At 68.7% G+C, this 25,356-nt stretch carries 22 protein-coding genes and 1 tRNA gene; 21 read left to right on the forward strand and 2 right to left on the reverse strand.

Annotation, left to right across the window (positions count from 1 at the left end):
* The first annotated feature begins 9 nt into the window (after positions 1 to 9).
* The 14 genes from hisG (at position 10) to AC07VM_RS15745 (ending at position 15,799) form a co-directional block, all read left to right on the forward strand.
* The gene (gene hisG, locus AC07VM_RS15680) at positions 10 to 852 is read left to right on the forward strand and encodes an ATP phosphoribosyltransferase (RefSeq protein ID WP_494912134.1); all 843 of its coding nucleotides are present in this window, start codon (positions 10 to 12) and stop codon (positions 850 to 852) included.
* The gene (gene hisF, locus AC07VM_RS15685) at positions 852 to 1,613 is read left to right on the forward strand and encodes an imidazole glycerol phosphate synthase subunit HisF (RefSeq protein WP_494912135.1); all 762 of its coding nucleotides are present in this window, start codon (positions 852 to 854) and stop codon (positions 1,611 to 1,613) included. Before hisG ends, hisF begins: the two co-directional genes overlap by 1 nt.
* A complete protein-coding gene (gene hisI, locus AC07VM_RS15690; RefSeq protein WP_494912137.1) occupies positions 1,610 to 2,017 on the forward strand; it encodes a phosphoribosyl-AMP cyclohydrolase in 408 nt (135 codons plus the stop codon). Before hisF ends, hisI begins: the two co-directional genes overlap by 4 nt.
* Positions 2,014 to 2,601 (forward strand): Trp biosynthesis-associated membrane protein, encoded by a 588-nt coding sequence (locus AC07VM_RS15695; RefSeq protein WP_494912138.1) that lies wholly within the window; start codon positions 2,014 to 2,016, stop codon positions 2,599 to 2,601. The genes hisI and AC07VM_RS15695 overlap by 4 nt, the downstream gene beginning before the upstream one ends.
* A gap of 47 nt (positions 2,602 to 2,648) precedes the next feature.
* Positions 2,649 to 2,879: an HGxxPAAW family protein gene (locus AC07VM_RS15700; protein ID WP_267414514.1), complete on the forward strand. Its 231-nt coding sequence runs from the start codon at positions 2,649 to 2,651 to the stop codon at positions 2,877 to 2,879.
* Positions 2,879 to 3,652 (forward strand): indole-3-glycerol phosphate synthase TrpC, encoded by a 774-nt coding sequence (gene trpC / locus AC07VM_RS15705; protein ID WP_494912139.1) that lies wholly within the window; start codon positions 2,879 to 2,881, stop codon positions 3,650 to 3,652. The genes AC07VM_RS15700 and trpC overlap by 1 nt, the downstream gene beginning before the upstream one ends.
* Positions 3,652 to 4,953: a tryptophan synthase subunit beta gene (gene trpB, locus AC07VM_RS15710; protein ID WP_267418549.1), complete on the forward strand. Its 1,302-nt coding sequence runs from the start codon at positions 3,652 to 3,654 to the stop codon at positions 4,951 to 4,953. Before trpC ends, trpB begins: the two co-directional genes overlap by 1 nt.
* A complete protein-coding gene (gene trpA / locus AC07VM_RS15715) occupies positions 4,950 to 5,753 on the forward strand; it encodes a tryptophan synthase subunit alpha (RefSeq protein ID WP_494912141.1) in 804 nt (267 codons plus the stop codon). Before trpB ends, trpA begins: the two co-directional genes overlap by 4 nt.
* Positions 5,754 to 5,763: 10 nt before the next feature.
* A complete protein-coding gene (gene lgt, locus AC07VM_RS15720) occupies positions 5,764 to 6,810 on the forward strand; it encodes a prolipoprotein diacylglyceryl transferase (protein ID WP_267414508.1) in 1,047 nt (348 codons plus the stop codon).
* A 143-nt stretch (positions 6,811 to 6,953) separates the two neighbouring features.
* Positions 6,954 to 11,477, forward strand: a complete 4,524-nt coding sequence (gltB, locus tag AC07VM_RS15725; protein ID WP_494912143.1) for a glutamate synthase large subunit — start codon at positions 6,954 to 6,956, stop codon at positions 11,475 to 11,477.
* The gene (locus tag AC07VM_RS15730; protein WP_494912145.1) at positions 11,470 to 12,936 is read left to right on the forward strand and encodes a glutamate synthase subunit beta; all 1,467 of its coding nucleotides are present in this window, start codon (positions 11,470 to 11,472) and stop codon (positions 12,934 to 12,936) included. The genes gltB and AC07VM_RS15730 overlap by 8 nt, the downstream gene beginning before the upstream one ends.
* 57 nt (positions 12,937 to 12,993) lie before the next feature.
* Entirely contained in the window at positions 12,994 to 14,442 is a 1,449-nt protein-coding gene (pyk, locus tag AC07VM_RS15735; protein ID WP_267414503.1) for a pyruvate kinase, read from the forward strand.
* 109 nt (positions 14,443 to 14,551) lie between these two features.
* Positions 14,552 to 15,208 carry an esterase/lipase family protein gene (locus AC07VM_RS15740; RefSeq protein WP_494912147.1) on the forward strand — a complete coding sequence of 219 codons (657 nt, stop codon included), beginning with the start codon at positions 14,552 to 14,554 and terminating at the stop codon, positions 15,206 to 15,208.
* Between the two features lie 36 nt (positions 15,209 to 15,244).
* Positions 15,245 to 15,799, forward strand: coding sequence for a hypothetical protein (locus tag AC07VM_RS15745; protein WP_494912149.1), 555 nt, complete (start codon positions 15,245 to 15,247; stop codon positions 15,797 to 15,799).
* A 77-nt stretch (positions 15,800 to 15,876) separates the two neighbouring features.
* Here AC07VM_RS15745 and AC07VM_RS15750 read toward each other — a convergent pair.
* Positions 15,877 to 15,959 (reverse strand) — tRNA-Leu (locus AC07VM_RS15750).
* A gap of 101 nt (positions 15,960 to 16,060) precedes the next feature.
* Between AC07VM_RS15750 and AC07VM_RS15755 the strand changes: the two genes are divergently transcribed.
* The gene (locus AC07VM_RS15755; RefSeq protein WP_017202127.1) at positions 16,061 to 16,681 is read left to right on the forward strand and encodes an ANTAR domain-containing response regulator; all 621 of its coding nucleotides are present in this window, start codon (positions 16,061 to 16,063) and stop codon (positions 16,679 to 16,681) included.
* Between the two features lie 4 nt (positions 16,682 to 16,685).
* The gene (locus AC07VM_RS15760; RefSeq protein ID WP_494912150.1) at positions 16,686 to 17,249 is read left to right on the forward strand and encodes a GNAT family N-acetyltransferase; all 564 of its coding nucleotides are present in this window, start codon (positions 16,686 to 16,688) and stop codon (positions 17,247 to 17,249) included.
* Here AC07VM_RS15760 and AC07VM_RS15765 read toward each other — a convergent pair.
* Positions 17,224 to 17,652, reverse strand: coding sequence for a hotdog fold thioesterase (locus AC07VM_RS15765; RefSeq protein ID WP_267414492.1), 429 nt, complete (start codon positions 17,650 to 17,652; stop codon positions 17,224 to 17,226). The genes AC07VM_RS15760 and AC07VM_RS15765 overlap by 26 nt on opposite strands.
* Positions 17,653 to 17,697: 45 nt before the next feature.
* Between AC07VM_RS15765 and polA the strand changes: the two genes are divergently transcribed.
* From polA to AC07VM_RS15790, 5 genes are read left to right on the forward strand one after another with little or no spacing between them, the layout of a single operon-like run.
* Positions 17,698 to 20,331, forward strand: a complete 2,634-nt coding sequence (gene polA / locus AC07VM_RS15770) for a DNA polymerase I (protein ID WP_494912151.1) — start codon at positions 17,698 to 17,700, stop codon at positions 20,329 to 20,331.
* Positions 20,332 to 20,372: 41 nt separating this feature from the next.
* Complete coding sequence (locus tag AC07VM_RS15775; protein WP_494912153.1) at positions 20,373 to 22,049, forward strand: DUF885 domain-containing protein; 1,677 nt, start codon at positions 20,373 to 20,375, stop codon at positions 22,047 to 22,049.
* A 54-nt stretch (positions 22,050 to 22,103) separates the two neighbouring features.
* A complete protein-coding gene (locus tag AC07VM_RS15780; RefSeq protein ID WP_494912154.1) occupies positions 22,104 to 23,138 on the forward strand; it encodes an LLM class flavin-dependent oxidoreductase in 1,035 nt (344 codons plus the stop codon).
* A gap of 47 nt (positions 23,139 to 23,185) precedes the next feature.
* A complete protein-coding gene (locus AC07VM_RS15785) occupies positions 23,186 to 24,538 on the forward strand; it encodes an MFS transporter (RefSeq protein WP_494912155.1) in 1,353 nt (450 codons plus the stop codon).
* A 35-nt stretch (positions 24,539 to 24,573) separates the two neighbouring features.
* Complete coding sequence (locus tag AC07VM_RS15790; RefSeq protein WP_494912156.1) at positions 24,574 to 25,329, forward strand: SGNH/GDSL hydrolase family protein; 756 nt, start codon at positions 24,574 to 24,576, stop codon at positions 25,327 to 25,329.
* The last annotated feature ends 27 nt before the right edge of the window (positions 25,330 to 25,356 follow it).

The raw sequence follows: 25,356 nt of genomic DNA on the forward strand, positions 1-25,356 counted from the left end.
AAGCCATCCATGCTGCGCATCGCTGTTCCCAATAAGGGCTCGCTCTCCGAGACCGCCGCCGACATGCTCGCCGAGGCGGGCTACGCCGGTCGACGCGATCCCAAGACCCTGCACGTCGTCGACGCCGAGAACGACGTCGAGTTCTTCTTCCTCCGTCCCAAGGACATCGCCACGTACGTGGGCTCCGGCGCCATCGACGTGGGGATCACCGGACGTGACCTCCTGCTCGACGCCCGGATGCCCGGTGCTCGCGAGATCGAGGCCCTCGGCTTCGCCGGGTCGACGTTCCGGTTCGCCGCGCCGACCGGCCGCTACACCGATGTGAGCGAGCTCGACGGGCTGCGCATCGCCACCTCGTACCCGGGTCTGGTGGATGCATTCCTCGACGAGCGCGACATCGCGGTCGACCTGGTGCCGCTCGACGGTGCCGTGGAGTCCGCCGTCCGCCTGGGCGTCGCCGATGCGGTCGCCGACGTCGTCGAGACCGGCACCACGCTCCGTCAGGCGGGGCTCGAGGTGTTCGGCCCGGTCATCCTGGAGTCGGAGGCCGTGCTCATCGCCGGCCCGGTCGATGCCGAGGGTGCCGACACTCTCCTCCGTCGCCTGCGTGGCGTGATGGTCGCCCGTCGCTTCGTGATGATCGACTACGACCTCCCGGTCGCCCTCCTCGACGATGCCGTGAAGATCGCCGGCGGCGTCGAGTCGCCGACCGTCTCGCCGCTGCGCGACCCCGAATGGGTCGCGGTGCGGGTCATGGTGGCGCGTTCGCGCGTCAATCCCGTGATGGATGCGCTCTACGCCCTGGGCGCGCGGGCGATCCTGGTCACGGCCATCCACAACGCGAGGCTCTGATGGCCCTCGCCTGTCGGGTCATCCCGTGCCTCGACGTGGCCGACGGCCGCGTCGTCAAGGGCGTGAACTTCGAGAACCTCCGCGACATGGGCGATCCCGTCGAACTGGCACGGCACTACGCCGCCCAGGGCGCGGACGAGATCACGTTCCTCGACGTCACGGCCACCGTGGATGCGCGCGCCACCACCTATGACGTGGTGCAGCGCACCGCGGAGCAGGTCTTCGTGCCGCTGACGGTCGGCGGGGGAGTGCGCACGGTCGACGACGTCGCCCGGCTGCTTTCTGTCGGCGCGGACAAGGTGGGCGTCAACTCCGCCGCGATCGCGCGTCCGGAGCTGCTCGGTGAGATCGCGGACCGCTTCGGCGCGCAGGTGCTCGTCCTGTCGCTCGATGTGAAGCGCGCCCCGACGACGTCCTCCGGTTTCGTGGTCACCACGCACGGCGGCCGCACGCAGACCACCCTCGATGCCCTCGACTGGGCGCGCGAGGCGGTCGAGCGCGGTGCCGGTGAGCTGCTCGTGAACTCGATCGACGCCGACGGCACCAGGGACGGTTTCGATCTCGAACTCGTCGGTCTGATGCGAGAGGTGGCATCCGTCCCCGTCATCGCCTCCGGCGGCGCAGGACACGCCTCCGACTTCGCTCCGGCCATCAAGGCGGGCGCGGATGCGGTCCTGGCCGCGAGCGTCTTCCACACCGGCGCGCTCACCGTCGGCGACGTCAAGGACGCGCTGCGCGCGGAGGGAGTGCTCGTACGATGAACGCCGCAGATGGTGCAGACGGCCTCGACCGGACGGCGGCGCACGGCTCCTCCGTGGAGGAGCGCATCGCGCAGGTCGCCTTCAACGGGGACGGCCTCGCGCCCGTGATCGTGCAGCAGTGGGACACCCGCGAAGTGCTCATGCTCGCCTGGGTGGATGCGGAGGCGCTGCGCCGCACGCTGACCTCGGGACGTGCGACCTATTGGTCGCGGTCACGTCGGGAGTACTGGCGCAAGGGCGACACGTCCGGGCACATCCAGGTCGTGCACGAGGCGCGACTCGACTGCGACGGCGACGCCATCCTGCTGCTGGTGGCGCAGACCGGTCCCGCATGCCACACCGGCACCCGCACCTGTTTCGACACCAACGATCTCGAGGCCATCGCCGGGACGGACCAGCCATGACCTTCGCACAGCGCGGCCGTTCGCTGTCCGTCTCCGGATTCCTCCTCGCCGGTGCGATCGGCATCATCTCGTCCACCCAGACCTGGTTGACGGTCGAGCGCGCCGATGCCGGTGAGGCGATCCTGGTGCCCGGCGCCTCCGCACTCGTGCTGCTCGCCCCGCTCAGCCTCGCGGTCCTGGCGCTCGGCGCCGCGCTCGCGATCGCGGGCAAGGCCGTGCGCGTCGTGTTCGGCGTGCTCGCCGGGGCGACCGCCCTGTTCCTCGGCTGGTCGACGCTTCAGCTGCTGCTGGCCGAGCCCTTCGGTGCGGTCGCGGCGACCGTGACCGAGGTGACGGGTCTCGCCGGCGGCGATGCGGTGCACGAGGTCGTGACGCGCATCGTGCCGTCCGCCTGGCCGTACATCGCACTGGTCGGCTGGGTGATCCTGCTCGCCGCATCGATCGTGGTGCTGGTGACCTGGCGTGGATGGAAGGCCGGCGGACGGCGGTATCGCACCGACCAGGCCGCCGTGGTCCACGACGGACCCGTCGACGCCGTCGATTCCTGGGACGAGCTGTCCCGGGGAACCGATCCGACGCGCTGACCCCGATAGACTGATTCCGAACTGCACGTCGTCCCCCGGAGGAGAACATGACCAACCCGATCGCTGACCCCGGCCACGGACACTCGCCTGCAGCCTGGACCGCCGTCGTGATCATGCTGGTCGGCGTGACCGCCGGCACCGTCGCATTCTGCTTCGAGCAGCCCATCCTCGTGGTGATCTCGGTCGCGCTCATCCCGATCGGCGCGATCGTCGGCTGGGCGCTCTCCAAGGCCGGCTACGGCGTGAAGGGTCCGAAGTACGCTCCGAAGGCGCACTAATGGTCCTCGCCGACCTGACGGCCGGCGCTGTCGCAGACGCTGAGCGTCGCGCTCTGTCGCGCCCCCTGGCCGTCGTCGAGCGGGAGGCGCTCGCGCGTCCTGACGCCAAGGACGCGCTGTCGTTCCTGGCACCCGCCGACCGGGTGAAGATCATCGCCGAGGTCAAGCGGGCGAGCCCGTCCCGCGGCGCTCTCGCGGACATCCCCGATCCTGCGCACCAGGCGTCTCTCTACGAGACGGGTGGGGCCTCCGCGATCAGCGTCCTCACCGAGGAACGCCGCTTCGGCGGCAGCCTCGCCGACCTCGAGGCCGTCACGGCCCGGGTCGCGCTGCCGGTGCTGCGCAAGGACTTCATCGCGACCCGGTACCAGGTGCTCGAAGCACGGGCGGCCGGTGCCGACCTGGTGCTGCTGATCGTCGCCGGTCTCGAGCCCGATGTGCTTCGTGACCTCTTCGGCTTCATCGGCGAGCTGGGCATGACGCCCCTCGTCGAGACGCATTCCGCCGAGGAGCTCGAGGCGGCCATCGACCTCGGCGCACCGCTGATCGGCGTGAACGCCCGCGACCTCAAGACCCTCGAACTCGACCGCGACCTCTTCGGGCGCCTGGTGGAGCGGATCCCCGACACAGCGGTGAAGATCGCGGAGTCCGCGGTGCTGACGCCCGCTGACGTCGTGCACTACCGCTCTGCGGGTGCCGACGTCGTCCTGATCGGCGAGGCACTCGTGACCGGCGACCCCGTCGCCACCCTCAAGAGCTTCCTGGAGGCATGATGCGTCGTACTGAGCGAGCCGAGCGAGTCGAAGGAAGCCTGCGCGATCAGCACGGCCCCTTCTTCGGCGATTTCGGCGGCCGTTTCATGCCCGAGTCGCTGATCGCCGCGATCGACGAGCTGACCGTCGCGTACGAGGAGGCGATCGTCGATCCGGAGTTCCGGGCCGAGCTCGCGCACCTGCTCAGCTCTTACGCCGGGCGACCGTCCGCGATCACCGAGGTTCCGCGCTTCGCGGAGCATGCGGGGGGCGCGCGCATCTTCCTCAAGCGGGAAGACCTGAACCACACGGGATCGCACAAGATCAACAACGTGCTCGGACAGGCACTGCTCACCAAGCGTCTCGGCAAGACCAGGGTCATCGCCGAGACCGGTGCAGGACAGCACGGTGTCGCGACCGCCACAGCCGCTGCGCTGTTCGGGCTGGAGTGCACCATCTACATGGGCGAGGTCGACACCGAGCGCCAGGCGCTCAACGTCGCACGCATGCGCCTTCTCGGCGCCGAGGTGATCCCGGTCACCTCGGGCTCGCGCACGCTCAAGGACGCGATCAACGACGCATACCGCGACTGGGTGGCGTCGGTCGAGACGACCAACTACATCTTCGGCACCGCAGCGGGACCGCACCCGTTCCCCGCGATGGTCCGCGACTTCCAGAAGATCATCGGCGAAGAAGCTCGCGCACAGCTGCTCGACGAGGTCGGACGACTCCCCGACGCCGTGGTCGCCTGCGTGGGCGGCGGCTCCAACGCCATCGGCATGTTCGATGCGTTCCTCGACGACGAGGGCGTCAAGCTCTACGGCGTCGAGGCGGCGGGAGACGGCGTCGACACGGAGAAGCACGCGGCATCGATCGAACGCGGGCGCCCCGGGGTCCTGCACGGCGCGAAGACCTATGTGCTCCAGGACGAAGACGGGCAGACGGTCGAATCACACTCGATCTCCGCCGGCCTCGACTACCCGGGCGTCGGACCCGAGCACTCCTGGCTCGCCGACATCGGTCGGGCCGAGTACATCCCGGCGACCGACGACGAGGCCATGCAGGCACTGCGTCTGCTCAGCCGCACCGAGGGGATCATCCCCGCCATCGAGTCGGCGCACGCCCTCGCCGGCGCGCTGCGCATCGGCCGTGAGCTGGGTCCGGACGGACTGATCGCCATCTGCCTCTCCGGCCGCGGCGACAAGGACATGGACACCGCGGCACGCTACTTCGAGCTCTACGACGAGGCCGCTGTGGCGCACGACGTGACCGAGGAGAGCGACGAGGAAGACCAGGCGTCGAAGGGGGAGCCTCAGCTATGAGCCGCGTCGAAGAGGCGATCCAGCGTGCGCAGGACGCCGGCCGCAGCGCATTCGTCGGTTACCTCCCGGTCGGATTCCCGGATCTGGAGACGAGCATCCAGGCCGCCATCGCGCTGGCCGAGAACGGCGTCGACATCATCGAGCTGGGCCCGCCCTACAGCGACCCGGTCATGGACGGCGCGATCATCCAGGAGGCGACGACCAAGGCTCTGGCCGCGGGCTTCCGGATGGCCGACCTGTTCACCGCGATCCGCGAGATCACGGCCGCGACCGACGTGCCGGTGCTCGTGATGACCTACTGGAACCCGGTCATGCAGTACGGCATCGACCGGTACGCGGACGACCTGCTCGCCGCGGGTGGCGCGGGGCTCATCACCCCGGACATCACGCCGGAGGCGGCAGGGGAGTGGATCGCCGCCAGCGAGCGGACCGGCCTCGACCGTGTCTTCCTCGCGGCCCCGACCTCCTCGGACGAGCGTCTCGACCTGGTCGTGAAGTCGTCGACCGGATTCGTGTACACCGTCTCCACGATGGGTATCACGGGCGAGCGCACCGAGCTCGACCGCGCCGCCCGCACCCTGGTCGGCCGCCTGCGCGAGCACGGCGCCCACCGCGCGTGCGTGGGCATCGGCATCTCGACCGCCGAGCAGATCGCGGGGGTGTCGGAGTACGCCGACGGCGCGATCGTCGGCACGGCACTCGTCCGCGCCCTCCGTGACGGCGGTGTCCCCGCCCTCGCCGAGGTCACCCGAAACCTGGCAGCCGGCACCTCGTCGGCCCGCCCCGATCCCGAGAACTAGAATCGCACTCATGTCACTCGCGTTCCCCAGCACCGTCACCAACGTGCTCGCCAGCATCCCGAGCCCCCCGAGCTCTTACTGGGACTTCGGGCCCGTACGGATCCACTTCTACGCGCTGTGCATCATCGCCGGCATCATCGCCGCGACGCTCCTCACGAACCGCCGCCTGACGAAGCGGGGTGCGGAGCCGTGGGTCGTCATCGACATCTCGATCCTGGCCGTGCCGCTGGCGATCATCGGCGCGCGCATCTTCCACGTGCTCACCCACCCGAACTTCTACTTCGGCGAGGGCAGGAACACCTGGAACCCGTTCGAACCCGGCTCCGTCTGGGCGATCTGGGAGGGCGGGATCGCGATCTTCGGAGCTCTCATCGGCGGCGCGATCGGCGCCTACCTGGGCTGCCGCTGGACGGGCATCCGCTTCTGGACCTTCGCCGATGCGCTGGCGCCGGGCCTGCTGCTGGCCCAGGCCATGGGCCGCTTCGGCAACTGGTTCAACCACGAGCTCTTCGGACTCCCCACCGACCTCCCTTGGGGTCTCGAGATCCCCACGACCTACCCGTGGAACGGTCAGCCCAACACTGCGTTCCCCCCGGGTCTCCCCGAGGGCACACTGTTCCACCCGACCTTCCTCTACGAGGTGCTCTGGAACGGTCTGGGCGTCATCGTCCTGCTCTGGCTCGGACGCAAGCTCTTCTTCCAGTGGGGGCGCCTGTTCGCGATCTACCTCATCTGGTACAGCGCCGGCCGCGTCGTCTGGGAGTCCATCCGCATCGATCCGAGCGAGATCATCCTCGGTCTGCGCAGCAACGTCTGGGCGGCGATCATCGGCATTCTCGTCGGCCTCGCCATCCTGATCGTGCAGACGCGTCGCCACCCCGGACTGGAGCCCTCGCCGTACCAGCCGGGCCGCGAGAAGACCGACCCCGACGCTGATGTACAATCGCAGAACAATCCCTCTGACTTCGTGGACGTGAGCGAGCCTCCGACCGAAGAAGTCACCGCAGGAGCCACCGCCACAAGCACTGCTCCCACGAGCGAGGACGGCTCCCGATAACGCCGCCTCGTGGCGGGAGAACCATTGCACTGAACGAGCGGGCCGACGTCGTCCCCGGGTTTCACTCGAAGATCTGAGGACGGTAACTGGTGTACTTCCAGCCCCCTTACGGCGCCTCTGGCGCATACCCCCCGAAGCAGGGCATGTACAACCCGGCGTTCGAGAAGGACGCCTGCGGCCTCGCCATGGTCGCGACTCTGCGCGGCGAAGCCGGGCACGACATCATCGCGTTGGCCCTCGAGGCCCTGCGCAACCTGGAGCACCGCGGAGCCATCGGCTCGGATGCGGGCACCGGGGACGGCGCCGGCATCCTGACGCAGATGCCCGATGAATTCCTCCGCGCAGTCGCCGGCTTCGAACTGCCGCCCGTGGGGGAGTACGCCGCTGGACTGGCCTTCCTGCCTCGCGATTCGAGCGAACGCCGCCAGCAGAAGGCAGGGATCGAGAAGATCGCCCGTTCCGAGGGGCTTCGCGTCCTCGGCTGGCGTGAGGTCCCCACCGCCAACGAGAACCTCGGCAAGCTCGCCGATGAGGCGCGTCCCGCCTTCGAGCAGCTGTTCGTCAGCGCCGGCGGAGCGACCCACACCGATGCACCTCTCACCGGCATCGCCCTCGACCGCGTCGCCTACCGTCTGCGCAAGCGTGCGGGCCACGAGCTCGGCGCCTACTTCGTCTCGCTCTCGGCGCGCACCCTCGGCTACAAGGGCATGGTCACCACGCTGCAGCTCGAGCCGTTCTACCCCGACCTGCAGGATGAGCGCTTCGCCTCGGAGCTGGCCGTCGTGCACTCCCGATACTCCACGAACACGTTCCCGTCCTGGCCGCTCGCCCAGCCGCTGCGGATGCTCGCGCACAACGGCGAGATCAACACGGTCGGCGGCAACCGCAACTGGATGCGCGCCCGCCAATCGCAGCTCGAATCCGAGCTCCTCGGGGACGTCGCTCCGCTGCTCCCGATCTGCACCGACGGCGCCAGCGACTCCGCTTCGTTCGACGAGGTCCTGGAACTGCTGACCCTCACGGGCCGGAGCCTGCCACACGCGATCATGATGATGGTCCCGGAGGCGTACGAGAAGCAGGCCGACATCACGCCGGAGCTGCGTTCGTTCTACGAGTACCACTCGAACCAGATGGAGCCGTGGGACGGTCCCGCCGCGCTCATCTTCACCGACGGCACGCTCGTCGGCGCCACCCTCGACCGCAACGGCCTCCGCCCGGGGCGCTGGACCGAGACCACCGACGGCCTCGTCGTGATCGGGTCCGAGACCGGCGTGCTGCAGTTCGAGCCGGAGCGCATCAAGCGTCGCGGTCGTCTGCAGCCGGGCAAGATGTTCCTGGTCGACACCTCCCAGCGCCGCATCGTCGAGGACAGCGAGATCAAGCACGACCTCGCCACCATGCACCCGTGGCAGGAGTGGCTCGACGCCGGTGCCGTCCGGCTCGCCGAGCTGCCCGAGCGCGAGCACATCGTGCACCCGCCGGCCTCGATCACTCGTCGCCAGCGCACGTTCGGCTACACCGAGGAAGAGGTCCGCATCCTCCTCACGCCGATGGGCCAGACCGGTGTCGAGCCGCTCGGCGCCATGGGATCGGATACGCCGATCGCCGTGCTCAGCAAGCGTCCGCGCCTGCTGTTCGACTACTTCACGCAGCAGTTCGCGCAGGTCACCAACCCGCCGCTGGACTCGATCCGCGAAGAGGTCGTCACGAGCCTCAAGCTCGGCCTCGGCCCGGAGAGCAACCTCCTCTCGTGGGGACCGGAGCACACGCGCACGGTGTCGCTCGACTTCCCGGTGATCGACAACGACGAGCTCGCGAAGATCCGCCACATCGACAAGGCGATGCCGGGTCGGTCGAGTGCGACCATCCGCGGTCTCTACCACTTCGATGCCGGCCCCCAGACGCTCCAGGAGCGCCTCACCGAGATGTGCGCGGAGGTGGACGCGGCGATCGAGGACGGCGCGGAGTTCATCATCCTGTCCGACCGCGACTCGAACAAGGACCTCACGCCGATCCCGTCGCTGCTCATGGTGTCGGCGATCCACCACCACCTGATCCGGCGCGAGAACCGCATGAAGGTCGGACTCATCGTCGAAGCCGGAGACGTCCGCGAGGTCCACCACGTCGCGACGCTGATCGGCTACGGCGCCTCCGCCGTCAACCCGTACCTGGCGATGGAGACGGTCGAGCACCTCGTGCGCACCGGATACATCACGGGCATCACGCCCGAGAAGGCCGTCAAGAACCTGATCTACGCGCTCGGCAAGGGCGTGCTGAAGATCATGTCGAAGATGGGCATCTCCACGGTCTCGTCGTACGCGGGCGCTCAGGTGTTCGAGGCGATCGGCCTCAGCCAGGAGTTCATCGACGCGTACTTCACGCGGACCGAGTCCAAGCTCGGCGGCATCGGCATCGAGGAGATCTTCGCCGAGAACCAGGCGCGGCACGACTACGCCTACCCGGAAGACGCGGCGGCACGCGCGCATGAGCGTCTGTGGACCGGCGGCGAGTACCAGTGGCGCCGGGACGGCTCTCCGCACCTGTTCAACCCGGAGACGGTGTTCAAGCTGCAGCACTCCACCCGGACGCGCCGTTACGACATCTTCCGCGAGTACACGAAGCTCGTCGACGATCAGGCGGCGGAGCTGAAGACCCTGCGCGGTCTGTTCACGCTGCGCACCGGCACCCGCAAGCCCGTCCCGCTGGACGAGGTCGAGCCGGTCTCCTCGATCGTCAAGCGCTTCTCCACCGGGGCGATGAGCTACGGCTCCATCTCCCGCGAGGCGCACGAGACACTGGCGATCGCGATGAACAGCATCGGCGCCAAGTCGAACACGGGCGAGGGCGGCGAGGACCAGGACCGTCTGGTCGACCCCGAGCGTCGCAGCGCGATCAAGCAGGTCGCCTCCGGGCGCTTCGGAGTGACCAGCCTGTACCTCACCGAGGCCGACGACATCCAGATCAAGCTCGCCCAGGGCGCGAAGCCGGGCGAGGGCGGTCAGCTGCCCCCGACCAAGGTGTACCCGTGGGTGGCGCGCACGCGTCATGCGACGGCCGGTGTGGGACTCATCTCCCCGCCGCCGCACCACGACATCTACTCGATCGAAGACCTCAAGCAGCTCATCTTCGACCTGAAGCGGGCGAACCCCGAGGCGCGCATCCACACCAAGCTCGTGAGCCAGTCCGGTATCGGCGCGGTGTCGGCCGGTGTCGCCAAGGCGCTCAGCGACGTCATCCTGGTCTCCGGCCATGACGGGGGCACGGGCGCGAGCCCGCTGAACTCGCTCAAGCACGCCGGCACCCCGTGGGAGCTCGGCCTCGCCGAGACGCAGCAGACGCTCATGCTCAACGGCATGCGCGACCGCGTGGTCGTGCAGGTCGACGGCCAGCTCAAGACGGGTCGCGACGTGATCATCGGCGCGCTGCTCGGTGCGGAGGAGTTCGGTTTCGCGACCGCTCCGCTGGTCGTCAGCGGCTGCATCATGATGCGCGTCTGCCACCTCGACACGTGCCCGGTCGGTGTCGCGACGCAGAACCCAGTTCTGCGCGAGCGCTTCACGGGCAAGCCGGAGTTCGTCGTGAACTTCATGGAGTTCATCGCCGAGGAGGTGCGCGAGCTCCTCGCCGAGCTCGGCTACCGGTCGCTCGACGAGATCGTCGGCCGTGCCGACCTCATCGAGGTGAACGCGGCCGTCGAGCACTGGAAGGCCGAGGGACTCGACCTGACGCCGGTGCTCGAGGGGCCGGTCTTCCCGGCCGGGGAGCCGCGCCGCAGTGCGCGGACCCAGGACCACGAGCTCGAGAAGCACTTCGACGTGCAGCTCATCGACATCGCGAAGGGGGCGCTGCTCAACGGCGAACCCGTCGTGGTGGAGCTGCCCATCGCCAACACCGAGCGTGCTGTCGGAACGATGCTGGGCCACCAGGTCACCTCGCGCCACGGTGCGGCCGGTCTGCCGCAGGGCACCATCGACGTCACACTGCACGGAACGGCGGGGCAGTCGCTCGGCGCGTTCCTGCCGCCGGGCATCGTGCTGCGCCTGGAGGGCGACGCGAACGACTACGTCGGCAAGGGCCTCTCGGGTGGTGACATCACGATCCGTCCGCCGCGCGGGTCCGCGATCGCTCCGCACGAGAACGTGATCGCCGGCAACGTGATCGGATACGGCGCCACCTCGGGGACGATGTTCCTCTCCGGTGTGGTCGGCGAGCGTTTCCTCGTCCGCAACTCCGGGGCGACCGCGGTCGTCGAGGGTGTGGGAGACCACGCACTCGAGTACATGACGGGCGGATTGGCCGTGATCCTCGGATCGACGGGACGCAACTTCGGCGCCGGCATGTCCGGGGGAGTGGCGTACGTGCACGCGCTGGACACCAGCAAGGTGAACGCGCAGTCGCTCGGCAGCGGCGAGCTGCTGCTCGAGCCGCTCGATCGGGCGGATCTGGAAGTGCTGCGCAGCCTGCTGGTCGCGCATGTGGAGCGTACGGCCTCGCCGCGCGCGGCTGCTCTTCTCGAGAGCTTCGAGGAGAGCGCTGCAGAGTTCGTGAAGGTGCTGCCTCGTGACTTCGCCGCCGTGCGGAGCATGCGCGAGGAGGCGCTGGCCGAGGGGATCGACCCCGACGGCGACATCGTGTGGAACCGCATCCTGGAGGTGACCGGTGGCTGACCCCAAAGGCTTTCTGAAGGTGACCGAGCGGGAACTCCCCGCACGACGTCCGGTGCCGGTGCGCATCATGGACTGGAAAGAGGTCTACGAACCGGGCGACAAGCAGGTCCTGCGTCGTCAGGCCGGCCGCTGCATGGACTGCGGTGTGCCGTTCTGCCATCAGGGCTGCCCGCTCGGCAACCTGATCCCGGAGTGGAACGACCTCACGTGGCGCGGCGAGGGCCGCGAGGCGATCGAGCGTCTGCACGCGACGAACAACTTCCCGGAGTTCACCGGCCGGCTGTGTCCCGCGCCGTGCGAGAGCTCGTGCGTCCTCGGCATCAACCAGCCGGCGGTCACGATCAAGCAGATCGAGGTCTCGATCATCGACGAGGCCTTCGCCAAGGGCTGGGTCGAGCCCGAGCCGCCGGAGCGTCTGACCGGCAAGACGGTCGCCGTCGTCGGATCGGGCCCCGCGGGTCTCGCTGCCGCCCAGCAGCTCACGCGCGCCGGGCACACCGTCGCCGTGTTCGAGCGCGATGACCGCATCGGCGGCCTCCTGCGCTACGGCATCCCGGACTTCAAGATGGAGAAGACGCAGCTCGAGTCTCGTCTGCGCCAGATGCAGGAGGAGGGCACCCGCTTCCGTGCGGGCGTCGAGATCGGCAAGGACATCTCCTGGGCCGACCTGCGCGCCCGGTACGACGCGGTCGTCATCGCGACCGGCTCCACCGTGCCGCGCGACCTGGCCATCCCCGGCCGCGACCTCGACGGCGTGCACTTCGCCATGGAGTACCTGGTGGAGTCGAACCACGCCGTGGCGGGGGACAAGGTTCCCGACCAGATCAGGGCGGAGGGCAAGCACGTCATCGTGATCGGCGGCGGCGACACCGGTGCGGACTGCATCGGCACCGCACACCGTCAGGGGGCGCTCAGCGTCACCAACCTCGCGATCGGCAAGCAGCCGGGCGACGCCCGTCCCGACCATCAGCCGTGGCCGATGATGCCGACCCTGTTCGAGGTGTCCTCTGCGCATGAGGAAGGTGGCGAGCGGGTCTTCCTCGCGTCCACCGTCGAGTTCCTCGCCAACGAGGTCGGCGAGGTCCGCGCACTGCGCGTCGCCGAGACCGAGTACATCGACGGACGACGCGTTCCCAAGAGCGGCACCGAGCGGGAGATCCCGGCCGACCTCATCCTGATCGCCATGGGCTTCACCGGTCCGGAGCAGGACGGCTACACCGAGGAGACGCTTCCGCAGGTCACCGACCGTGGCTCCTTCCGCCGCGATGCCACGTACGAGTCGACGGTTCCGGGCGTGTTCGTCGCCGGCGACGCGGGTCGTGGGCAGTCACTCATCGTGTGGGCGATCGCGGAAGGACGCGCGGCGGCGGCGAATGTCGACCGGTTCCTGATGGGTACCACCGTGCTCCCCGAGCCGGTGCGCCCGAGCGATGTCGCGATCGGCCTCCAGCCCGCGTAGGCTGAGGGCGGCACCGTCGCCTGATTTACATCCCCCATTTCTACCCTGGAGTATCTGTTGAGACGCGCGAAAATCGTCGCCACCTTGGGCCCCGCAACTTCCACGTATGAGACGGTGCGCGCACTGATCGATGCGGGGGTGGACGTTGCGCGACTGAACCTCAGCCACGGTGACTACTCCGTGCACGAGAACAACTACGCCAACGTGCGTCGCGCGGCGGAGGACGCCGGCCGTCCCGTCGCGATCCTCGTGGACCTGCAGGGCCCGAAGATCCGTCTCGGCAAGTTCGAGGACGGCCCGTACGAGCTCGCCAAGGGCGACATCTTCAAGATCACCACCGAAGACATCATCGGCAACAAGGAGATCTGCGGAACGACCTTCAAGGGACTGCCGCAGGACGTCCGGCCCGGTGACTTCCTCCTGATCGACGACGGCAAGGTCCGCGTCGAGGTCGTGGAGACCGACGGCGTCACCGTCACGACGAAGGTCATCGTCGCCGGTGCCGTGTCCAACAACAAGGGCATCAACCTCCCGGGCGTCGCGGTGAACGTGCCCGCCCTGAGCGAGAAGGACGAGGATGACCTGCGCTGGGGTCTGCGCATCGGCGCCGACCTGATCGCGCTGTCGTTCGTGCGCAACGCCGCCGACGTCACCCGCGTGCACGAGATCATGGCCGAGGAGGGCGTGAAGGTCCCCGTCATCGCCAAGGTCGAGAAGCCGCAGGCCGTCGAGGCGCTCGAGGAGATCGTCGACGCGTTCGACGCGATCATGGTCGCCCGTGGCGACCTGGGCGTGGAGCTGCCGCTCGAGGCCGTGCCGATCGTGCAGAAGCGCGCAGTCGAGCTCGCTCGTCGCAACGCGAAGCCCGTCATCGTGGCGACCCAGATGCTCGAGTCGATGATCAACAGCCCGGTGCCGACGCGCGCCGAGACCTCGGATGTCGCGAACGCCGTCCTCGACGGTGCAGACGCCGTCATGCTGTCCGGCGAGACGTCCGTCGGCGACTACCCGGTCGTCGTGGTCGAGACGATGGCCCGCATCATCGAGTCGACCGAGGAGCACGGCCTGGAGCGCATCGCGCCGCTCACGAGCAAGCCCCGCACCCAGGGTGGTGCGATCACCCTCGCCGCACTCGAGGTCGCCGAGTTCGTCGACGCGAAGTTCCTCTGCGTGTTCACGCAGTCGGGCGACTCCGCTCGCCGTCTTTCGCGTCTGCGGTCGCGCATCCCGATGATCGCGTTCACGCCGGAGCCCGGCATCCGCCGTCGTATGGCGCTCACGTGGGGCATCCGTTCGACGCTCGTCGACATGGTGCAGCACACCGACCTGATGTATCACCAGGTCGACGAGTATCTGCTCGGAAACGGCCTCGCCGCCGAAGGTGACAAGGTCGTCGTGATCTCCGGTTCCCCTCCCGGAATCATCGGATCGACGAACGACCTTCGCGTGCACAAGGTCGGCGATGCGATCCGCGGCGCGGCACCGATCTACAAGGCCGGCGTCTGACGTACAGCATCCAGAGGGGGTGGGGCTTCGGCTCCGCCCCCTCTGTCGTGCGCGTCGGGTAGCTTTCAGTCATGGATCTGCATCGTCGTCGGGGGAGCACGTCATCGGCGTGCTGAGGAAGGCGGGCTGGTGGATCGCCGACTACGTCTACGCGGGCTCCTGGCAGCTTCGTGCCCTCTTCGATCGCACGGACCCCGCCTCCTTCGAGTCCGGTGACGGTCCGCACATCGTGGTCCTCCCCGGGGTGTACGAGACGTGGAAGTTCATGCAGCCGCTCGTCACGGCTCTCCACGAACGCGGACACCCCGTCCACGTCGTCGACACCCTCGCGCGGAATCAGCGTCCGGTAGCGGACATGGCCGCGGCGGTGGCCGAGTTCCTGGAGCAGCGCGGCTTGACCGACGTGATCCTGGTCGCGCACAGCAAGGGCGGGCTCGCCGGGAAGCTCGTCATGACCGGGGCCGCGGGGGAGAGGGTCCGCTCCATGCTGGCGATCGCGACGCCGTTCGGAGGCTCACGCTACGCGCGGCTCATGCTGTCCCGCACCCTCCGCGAGTTCTCGCCGGAGGCCCCGTCCATCGTGGGTCTCGCGCTGCAGCTGACGATCAACGAGCGGATCGTGTCGATCTACGCGGCGTTCGACCCCCACATCCCCGAGGGGAGCGAGCTGGCCGGCGCCAAGAACGTGCGCCTCGACACCGGTGGCCACTTCCGGATCCTCGCGCATCCCCGGGTGCTGGCGGAGCTCGCCGTTCTCGCCGAATGACCTTGGATGATTGCCTCGGCTCGATACGATCGCAGCATGACCGACACTTCTCGCCTTGCCTTGGCGACCACCGGCGTCGCCGCTGCGCTGCTGTTGAGCGGATGCTCTTCCGCGCCAGAGGCCGCAGTGACGCCGGCGCCGACAATCACCGTCACGGCGACAACGGAGGCCGAGGTGCCAGCGCCTTCCCCGGAGGTCACGCTGCCCGCTGCGGACGATCTCAGCTGCGACACGATGCTCGAACCCCTCGTGGTCGACACGATGGAGGCGATGAACCTGACGTCGCGGGCCAAGCCGCTGGGCACGAGCATCGGCGAAGTCTCGGGTCCCTCCCTCTCTTGTGGATGGGGCTTCGACGGTCAGATGCATCCGATTGCGGCATATGGCTGGGGAGCGATCACTGCGGAGGAGCGAGATGCACTGATTGCTGCAATGGCGCCCCAAGGCGGCTCGACCGTTACCACCGACGCCCGGGGAACCTGGGAGGTCGACATTCCCGGACCCTCGCCGCTCGTCTTCCTCGTTGCAGACGACTGGGTAGCTTTCGCACCGAGCGTTGAACTCATCGATGCGATCGTCTGGACGCGCTGACACCAACTGATGCGTGTGCTCACGTTGGTGAGGCTCGGCCGTTCACGGGACCGGGGACGACAGACGTCGATGGAGGGTGCCGGCGGTGGGACTCGAACCCACACGCCCTTTCGGACAAAGCATTTTGAGTGCTCCGCGTCTGCCATTCCGCCACGCCGGCTCGTGTGTCGCGTCTACGACTGTAGCGCAGGGGGCGGACGGGATTCGTCCGCGCCGACCGCCTACGGCCTGCTGACAGGGGCACTCCACTAGGATGGTTCTGTGACCGAGCACGAAGAACAGGCTGAGCAGCCCACGTCATCCGCACCCCGACGCGTCGTCGTCGCCGAAGACGAATCGCTGATCCGTCTCGACATCGTCGAGATCCTCCGCGACAACGGCTTCGATGTCGTCGGCGAGGCCGGTGATGGAGAGACCGCCGTCGCGCTCGCGACCGAGCTGCGCCCCGACCTGGTGATCATGGACGTCAAGATGCCGCAGCTCGACGGCATCAGCGCGGCCGAGAAGCTGCACAAGGGCAACATCGCACCCGTCGTCCTCCTCACGGCGTTCAGCCAGAAGGAGCTCGTGGAGCGCGCCAGCGAGGCCGGTGCCCTCGCCTACGTCGTGAAGCCGTTCACCCCGAACGATCTCCTCCCCGCGATCGAGATCGCGCTGGCCCGTCACGAGCAGATCATCACGCTCGAGGCCGAGGTCGCCGACATGGTCGAGCGCTTCGAGACCCGCAAGCTCGTCGACCGGGCCAAGGGCCTGCTCAACGAGAAGATGGGCCTGAGCGAGCCCGAGGCGTTCCGCTGGATCCAGAAGGCGTCCATGGACCGCCGTCTGACGATGCAGGACGTCGCCAAGGCGATCATCGAGCAGCTCGCTCCCAAGAAGTAGAGCGGTGTTCCGACTCGACTCGGAGCACATCCTGCGGCCGGTCCGCCTCGGCGACGGGGCCGCCCTCGCACTCGCCTACTCGGAGAACCGGGAGCACCTCGCGCCCTGGGAGCCGACGCGCGATGAGAGCTTCTTCACGGAGGCATCCCAGGAGCAGCACGCGCAGCAGTGCGTGGACGACGCCGCTGCCGGACGGAGCGTCCGACTCGTGATCGAGTCCGACGACGGCGAGATCCGCGGACGGATGAACATCAACAACATCGTCCGCGGGGCGTTCTGGAGCGCCGATCTCGGCTACTGGGTCGGAGCGTCCCGGCTGCGACGGGGACTCGCGAGCCGCGCCGTCGCACGCACCGCGGAGTACGCACAGGATGAGCTGCGGCTCCACCGGATGCAGGCGGCCACACTTCTTCACAACGTCGGATCCCAGCGGGTGCTGCTCGGCAACGGCTTCGAGCGCATCGGGCTCGCGCCGAAGTATCTACGCATCGCGGGGGAGTGGCAGGACCACCTGCTGTTCCAGCTGCTGCTGGAGCAACCGCTCAGCTCGCGGCGGGAAGGTCCTTGATCATGTTCGTGATCCGGATCGTCGAGCACCGTCGGCCCTGATCGTCGGTCACCACGATCTCGTGGACGGTGATGCTGCGCCCGAGGTGCACGGGCGTGCAGACTCCGGTGACCACTCCGGAGGTCGCTGAACGCGTGTGGGTGGCGTTGATGTCGACGCCCACAGCGAGTCGGCCTGCTCCGGCGTGCAGATTGGCGGCCATCGACCCCAGCGATTCGCCGAGCACCACGTATGCGCCGCCGTGCATGAGGCCGACGGGCTGCGTGTTCCCCTCGACCGGCATGGTCGCGACGCAGCGATCGACGCTGAACTCCACGAACTCCATGCCCATCTTCTCGGCCAGCGCGCCCATCCCGCGGGCCGTGGCCCAGTCGAGTCCCTCGCTCGTCGCGACGTCGCTCATGCATCCTCCTCAGCGGGTGTCTGTCGTCCTCGTTAGGCTGACAGGGTGACGGACTCCGCAAAGCCTACCCTCATGGTCGTCGACGGCCACTCGCTCGCCTATCGTGCCTTCTTCGCCCTCCCGGTGGAGAACTTCACGACCAAGGACAACCAGCACACGAACGGCATCTACGGCTTCCTGTCGATGCTGGTCAACCTCATCAAGGCCGAGCAGCCGACGCACTTGGCCATCGCCTTCGACACCTCGCGTCACTCGTTCCGGACCGACGAGTACCCGGAGTACAAGGCCACCAGGTCGGAGTCGCCGCAGGAGTTCAAGGGGCAGATCCCGCTCCTCCAGGACTGCCTCGCCGCGATGTCCATCCCCGTCCTGACCAAGGAGGGCATCGAGGCCGACGACATCCTCGCGACCCTCGCGTCGCAGGGTGCCGAGCAGGGCTTCGACGTCCTCGTCGTCTCGGGCGACCGCGACACCATCCAGCTCGTCAACGACGACGTGACGCTGCTGTATCCGTCGGTCCAGGGCGTCTCTCAGCTCAAGCGATACGACCCGACGACCGTGCAGGAGCGTTACGGCGTCCGCCCGGAGCAGTACCCCGACATCGCGGCGCTCGTCGGAGAGACCAGCGACAACCTGCCCGGCGTGCCGAAGGTCGGCGAGAAGACCGCGGTCAAGTGGCTCACGCAGTTCGGCTCGCTCGACGACCTGATCGCCCGCGCCGATGAGATCAAGGGCGTGGTCGGCGGCAACCTGCGCGACCACATCGATGACGTCCGTCGCAACCGCAAGCTCAACCGTCTCCTGACCGATGTGGAGCTTCCGGTCGGACCGGCCGATCTCGCGGTGGCTCCCATCGATGCACAGGCCGTTCGCGACATCTTCGCGCGGCTCGAGTTCCGTACCCTCCTGCCTCGCGTGTTCGAGGCAGTCGGCGCCGGTGAGGTCGCGGACGATCCGGCCTCCGTGGTCGTGCTGCCGGTCCCGGGCGAGGTCTCTCCCGCCGAGCTCGCGACCTGGGCTGCGGCGCAGGAGGGGGATGTGGCACTCCGCCTGACGACGCAGGGCGGCGCTCCGGTGCGCATCGGCGCCGCCACCCTCACCGAGCTGCGCGAGGCGGACTGGACCGATGCCGCGGCCGACGAGCTCCGCGGCTGGCTCGAGTCCGATGGTGCGAAGGTCCTGCACGACGCGAAGCCCCAGGTGAAGGCTCTGGTGCGCCAGGGCATCCGCCTCGGTGGTCTCGCCTACGACACGAGTCTCGCCGGCTGGCTGCTGCGGCCGAGCTTCCCCGACAAGACGCTCTCCGATCTCGTCGAGCGCTACCTGGGGGAGAAGCTCCCCGAGGCCGACCCGTCCCAGCTCGTGCCCGAGACCGAGGGGGCGACACCCTCGCAGGAGGCGTGGTTCTCCCTGCGCGTCGCCGATGCCCTTCGGGAGGACATCCCCGAATCCGTGGCGAAGGTCCTGGTCGACATCGAGCTGCCGACCCTGCTGACCCTCGCCGATATGGAGGTGGCGGGCGTCGCGGTCTCCCACGAGGTGCTGTCGACGTTCTCCGGCGAACTCGCGACGCGGGCTGAGGGCCTCGCGCAGGAGGCGTTCACGGTCGTGGGGCGCGAGTTCAACCTCGGTTCCCCGAAGCAGCTGCAGGAGGTCCTTTTCGAAGACCTGCAGCTCCCGAAGACGCGCAAGACCAAGACCGGGTACTCGACCGATGCCGCCGTCCTCGCCGACTTGCAGGAGTCGCACCCGCACCCGTTCCTGAGCCTGCTCCTCCAACACCGCGAGGCCACCAAACTCCGTCAGATCATCGAGTCGCTCGACACGGCGATCGGGGATGATCACCGCGTGCACACGACGTACGTGCAGACCGGAAGCCAGACCGGGCGGCTCTCCAGCACCGACCCCAACCTGCAGAACATCCCGGTGCGCACGGAGGAGTCCCGCCGCATCCGCAGCGCGTTCCAGGTGGGCGCGGGCTACGAGGCGCTCCTCACAGCGGACTACTCACAGATCGAGATGCGCATCATGGCGCACCTGTCGGGCGACGAGGGCCTGATCGAGGCGTTCAACAGCGGGGAAGACCTGCACCGCTTCGTCGGCGCCCGTGTGTTCGGCGTCGAGCCGAGCGACGTGACGCCGGCGATGCGCACCAAGGTGAAAGCGATGTCCTACGGGCTGGTCTACGGCCTGTCGGCGTTCGGGCTCTCCAAGCAGTTGCGCATCGAGCAGTCCGAGGCCAAGCAGCTGATGGTCGAGTACTTCGCGCGCTTCGGCGCCGTGCGCGACTACCTGCGGGCATCGGTCATGAAGGCGAAGGAGGTCGGTTACACCGAGACGATCTTCGGCCGCCGTCGCCCGTTCCCCGACCTCGCCAGCCCCAACCGCGTGCTGCGCGAGAACGCGGAGCGCGCCGCGCTCAACGCGCCGATCCAGGGCAGTGCCGCCGACATCATGAAGATCGCCCTCCTGCACATCCACGATGATCTCCGCACCGAGGGACTCGCCTCGCGCGTCCTGCTGCAGATCCACGACGAACTCGTGGTCGAGGTCGCACCCGGGGAGTGGGATGCCACCGAGCGCATCGTCCGCACCCGGATGGGTGACGCGGCGACGCTGTCGGTGCCCCTCGACGTGCAGGTCGGTCGCGGTCGGGATTGGAACGAAGCCGCGCACTGAGGTCCCCGTGCGGAAGGGGGTCGGGGATTAGGCTGGAAGGCATGACTTCAGCTCCCCGCACCCCCACCGCCATCGACGCCGTCGCCGATGAATGGGTCGACACGATCGCGGTTCTGGCACCCACTCTCGGGACCTACATCGGCCGCGACGAGGTAAACGACCGCTTCGGCGACCTCAGCCCTGCAGGCCACGAGGAGATCGCCGCAGCGACCCGCGTCACGCTCGACCGGCTCTCGGCGCTGGAGCCCGTCGACGCGATCGACGAGGTGACCAAGACGGACCTCAGCGCGGAGCTGCGGCTGGACCTCGAGCTGCACGATGCGAAGTGGCACCTGCGCGACCTCAACGTCATCGCCTCCGCCGCGCAGGACGTCCGCTCCGCATTCGACCTGATGCCGACCGCGACCGTCGACGACTGGGATGTCGTCTCGACCCGACTCGCCGCCGTCCCCGCGGCGCTCCGTGGATACGTCGAGACCCTCAGGACCGGTATCGCGGAGGGCGTCATGCCGGCGCGCCGCCAGGTGACCGAGGTGGCGATGCAGATCGATCGCTACACCGCCGACGACGGGTTCTTCGCCGCGTTCGTCGCGCACGCCGATCCGGACGAGGGCCAGCTCCCGGCGTCGCTCGCGCGTACTCTGGCGGACAACTCCGCGGCCGCCCGCGTCGCCTACGACGAGCTGCGTCGCTTCCTCGCCGAGGAGCTCGCCCCCGCTGCCGGCGAGGTCGATGCCGTCGGCCGGGAGCTGTATGCGCTGAACTCCCGTCGCTTCCTCGGCGCGACGATCGACCTGGACGAGACGTACGAGTGGGGCCGTGAGGAGCTCGAGCGCATGGTCGCCGAGCAGACGGCGATCGCGAACGAGATCCTGCCCGGCGCGTCCGTCGAGGAGGCCGTCGCGCACCTCGAGGCCGACCCCGCCCGGAAGCTCGTCGGCACCGACGCGCTGCAGAAGTGGATGCAGGAGACGAGCGACCGCGCGGTCGCCGAGCTCGGCGCCTCCCACTTCGACATCCCCGAGGCGATCCGCACGCTCGAGTGCATGATCGCGCCGACGCAGGAGGGCGGGATCTACTACACCGGACCGACCGACGACTTCTCGCGTCCCGGTCGCATGTGGTGGTCGGTGCCGGAGGGCGTCACGGAGTTCGACACCTGGCGCGAGCTCACCACCGTGTTCCACGAGGGCGTTCCGGGCCACCACCTCCAGATCGCCCAGGCCGTCTACAACCGCGCCGAGCTCAACTCCTGGCGCCGTCTCCTGGCCGGCACCTCGGGTCATGCCGAGGGCTGGGCGCTGTATGCGGAGCGCCTCATGGAACAGCTCGGCTACCTCGACGACCCGGCCGACCGCCTGGGCATGCTCGACGGACAGCGGATGCGCGCGGCACGCGTGGTCCTCGACATCGGCGTGCACCTGGGCAAGCCGCGTCTCGACGGCACCGGTGTCTGGGATGCGGAGTACGCCCTCGACTTCATGCGCCGCAACGTGAACATGTCCGATCAGTTCGTCCAGTTCGAGGTCAACCGCTACCTCGGGTGGCCCGGACAGGCGCCGTCCTACAAGGTCGGCCAGCGCATCTGGGAGCAGGTCCGCGACGGAGTGCGCGCCGCACAGGGCGACGACTTCTCCTTCAAGGACTTCCACAAGCGTGCGCTGGACATGGGAGGCGTGGGCCTCGACACGCTCCGCACCGCGCTGCTTCCGCGCTGACGGGAATGCGGCTCGGGTCGCGTGTGTTCATTCACCTGAATGGAAAGGGATGACATGGGCATCGAATTCGGGCTGGACACCTTCGGCGACATCACGAGGGACGCGGACGGAGAACTCCTCACCGGAGCGCAGACGATCCGCAACATCGTCGCGCAGGCGGAGCTCGCCGACACCGTCGGCGTGGACTTCTTCGGCGTGGGGGAGCACCACCGCACCGAGTTCGCGGTCTCCGCGCCGGAGATGGTGCTCGCTGCGATCGCCGCACGGACCGAGCACATCCGCCTCGGCACCGCGGTGACGGTGCTCTCGTCCGACGACCCCGTCCGCGTGTTCGAACGCTTCTCGACCCTCGACGCTCTCTCCAACGGTCGCGGCGAGGTCGTGCTGGGCCGCGGATCCTTCATCGAGTCCTTCCCGCTGTTCGGCTACGACCTGCGGGACTACGACGCGCTGTTCGAGCAGAAGCTCGAGCTCTTCGTGGAGCTCCTCAAGGAAGAGCCGGTCACGTGGTCGGGGACCATGCGCGCGTCGCTGGAGAACGCGAACGTCTTCCCCAAGACGGAGAAGGGCCTCCGCACGTGGGTCGGCGTCGGCGGCAGTCCCGAGTCCGTCGTGCGGGTCGCCCGCCACGGCCTCGGTCTCATGCTCGCGATCATCGGAGGTCCGGCAGGGCGGTTCAAGCCGTTCGTCGACCTGTACCACCGCTCCGTCGCCTCGTTCGGCACCACCTCCCACCCCATCTCGGTCCACTCGCCCGGACACATCGCCGAGACGGACGCGGAGGCGTGGGATGCCGCGTACTCCGGATTCGAGGCGATGAACAACACCATCGGCCGCGAGCGCGGCTGGCCCGCGTACAGCCGTGCTCGGTTCCAGAACGACGTCGGGCCGGAGGGTGCCATCTACTCGGGGTCGCCCGACCGGGTGGCCGCGAAGATCGCCGACACCGTCACGACGCTGGGGCTCGGCCGGTTCGATCTGAAGTACGCCACGGGCACCCTGTCGCACGAGTCGATGATGCGGAGCATCGAGCTCTACGGCACCGAGGTGATCCCGCGGGTGCGGAAGATCCTCGCAGCCCGCGACTGACGACATCTCGCGCGGACCGTCCGGCGCTCGGCTCTACGATGAGGGACATGGCCAACACCGCCCTGCCGAGCCGCTCATCGCTGGCTGAGCGCCTGGACGTCCTGCCGTTCACGCGTCGACACCTTCGCCTGCTGACCGGGTCCGGACTCGGCTGGGCGCTGGATGCGATGGATGTCGGGCTGATCTCGTTCATCCTCGCCGCACTCACCCAGCAGTGGGACCTGAGCAAGAGCGACGCGGGCTGGATCGCCTCCATCGGCTTCCTCGGCATGGCCATCGGCGCCACGCTCGGTGGTCTCCTGGCCGATCGCTTCGGACGCCGACAGGTGTTCGCCCTCACGTTGCTCATCTACGGCGTCGCGACCGGCGCGAGCGCGCTCGTCGGCGGCCTCGCCGCCCTGCTGGTGCTGCGGTTCCTCGTGGGCCTCGGACTCGGTGCAGAGCTCCCCGTCGCGTCGACGTACGTCAGCGAGTTCGCGCCTGCCCGCATCCGCGGTCGGCTGATCGTGGTGCTGGAGGCGTTCTGGGCGCTGGGTTGGACGGCGGCGGCCGTCATCGGGTTCCTCGTCATCCCGGCATCCGACGACGGCTGGCGCTGGGCGTTCGCGCTGGGAGCGATCCCCGCCGTGTACGCGCTCTTCGTGCGCTGGCGGATGCCGGAGTCGCCACGCTGGCTCGCGTCGCGGGGACGTATCGCGGAGGCCGACCGCATCGTCTCTGCGTTCGAAGCGGATGCCCGTGTCGTCACCGCCCCGGCCATCCGGAAGGAGCCCGCCTCCCGCGCGATCGCCGTCACGGCGCGCGCGCGACTGGCGACGCTTTGGAACCGCGAGTTCCGGGTACGCACCCTGTGCCTGTGGCTGGTCTGGCTGGGCGTGAACTTCGCGTACTACGGCGCATTCATCTGGATCCCGAGCATCCTGGTGGATGCGGGCTTCGACCTGGTGCGCTCCTTCGGCTTCACCTTGATCATCACTCTCGCCCAGCTGCCGGGCTACGCGGTGGCCGCATGGCTGATCGAGGTGTGGGGGAGGCGTCTGACGCTCTCGGTCTTCCTCGTCGGGTCTGCCGTGTCCGCCGTCCTGTTCGGCACCGCCACGGCGGAGAGCGCGATCATCATCGCCGGCATGGCGCTGTCCTTCTTCAACCTCGGCGCCTGGGGTGCCCTCTACGCCGTGACGCCGGAGATCTATCCGACGTCGCTCCGTGGGACGGGCGCCGGCTGGGCGGCCGGGGTGGGGCGGATCGCGTCGATCGTGGCGCCCCTGTCGGTTCCGGCGCTGCTCGCGGCCGGGGGAGCACCGCTGCTGTTCGCGATCTTCGGCTGCTGCTTCCTCGGCGCGGCAGCTGCGGCATGGGGGCTCGTCGATCGGGGCGGCGCGGCGCTCGACGACCGTTGACGCCCGCTGTCGGCGTACCGCAATAGGCTGGTCCGATGGCAGATGTGCGCTTCGTGGCGATCGGCGACTCGTTCACCGAGGGAGTCGGCGACGTCCTTCCCGACGGGCGCGAGCGAGGGTGGGCCGACCTCGCCGCGCAGGGATGGGCCGACGCCGCCGGCCACCCGATCCAGTACGCGAATCTCGCGATCCGCGGCAAGCTCGCCTGGCCGATCGTCGAGCAGCAGCTCGAACCCGCACTGGCGCTGCGTCCCACGCACCTCTCGTTCAACGGCGGCGGCAACGACATGCTGCGACCGCGGACCGACGTCGAGCACATCGCCGATGCGTTCAGCCGGGTGCTGCGCCGCTGCGACGAGGAGGGCGTGACCATGATCCTGCTGTCCGGCGCGAACCCCAGCGGTCAGCTCCCGATGGGGTCGCTCGTGCAGCGGCGCGGAGATCTGCTGTCGGATGCGGTGCTGCGACGGATCGAGGAGCGCCCCGACGTGATCCGCGCCCTGAACTGGCCTGATCGGGAGCTCTCGCGCGGCGCCTACTGGGCCGATGACCGTCTGCATATGAACGCGTCCGGTCATCATCGGGTGGCCGCACGGGTGCTGCACGCTCTCGGCTTCGAGCCGCCGGAGACGTGGTGGGCTCCGAGTGATCGGATGGGGGCAGGGCCGTCCGGCATCGCGTACTATCGCGAGTTCGTGGGCCCGTGGGTGCGCCGTCGCGTCACGCGCACCTCGTCCGGCGACGGACGCACCGCGAAGTACCCGACCTGGGTCGAGCGGGTTCCGTCGTGAATCGTCCTCGACCGACGCGACGAGCCA

This window comes from Microbacterium sp. GW821-FHT01D02, assembly GCF_059422585.1.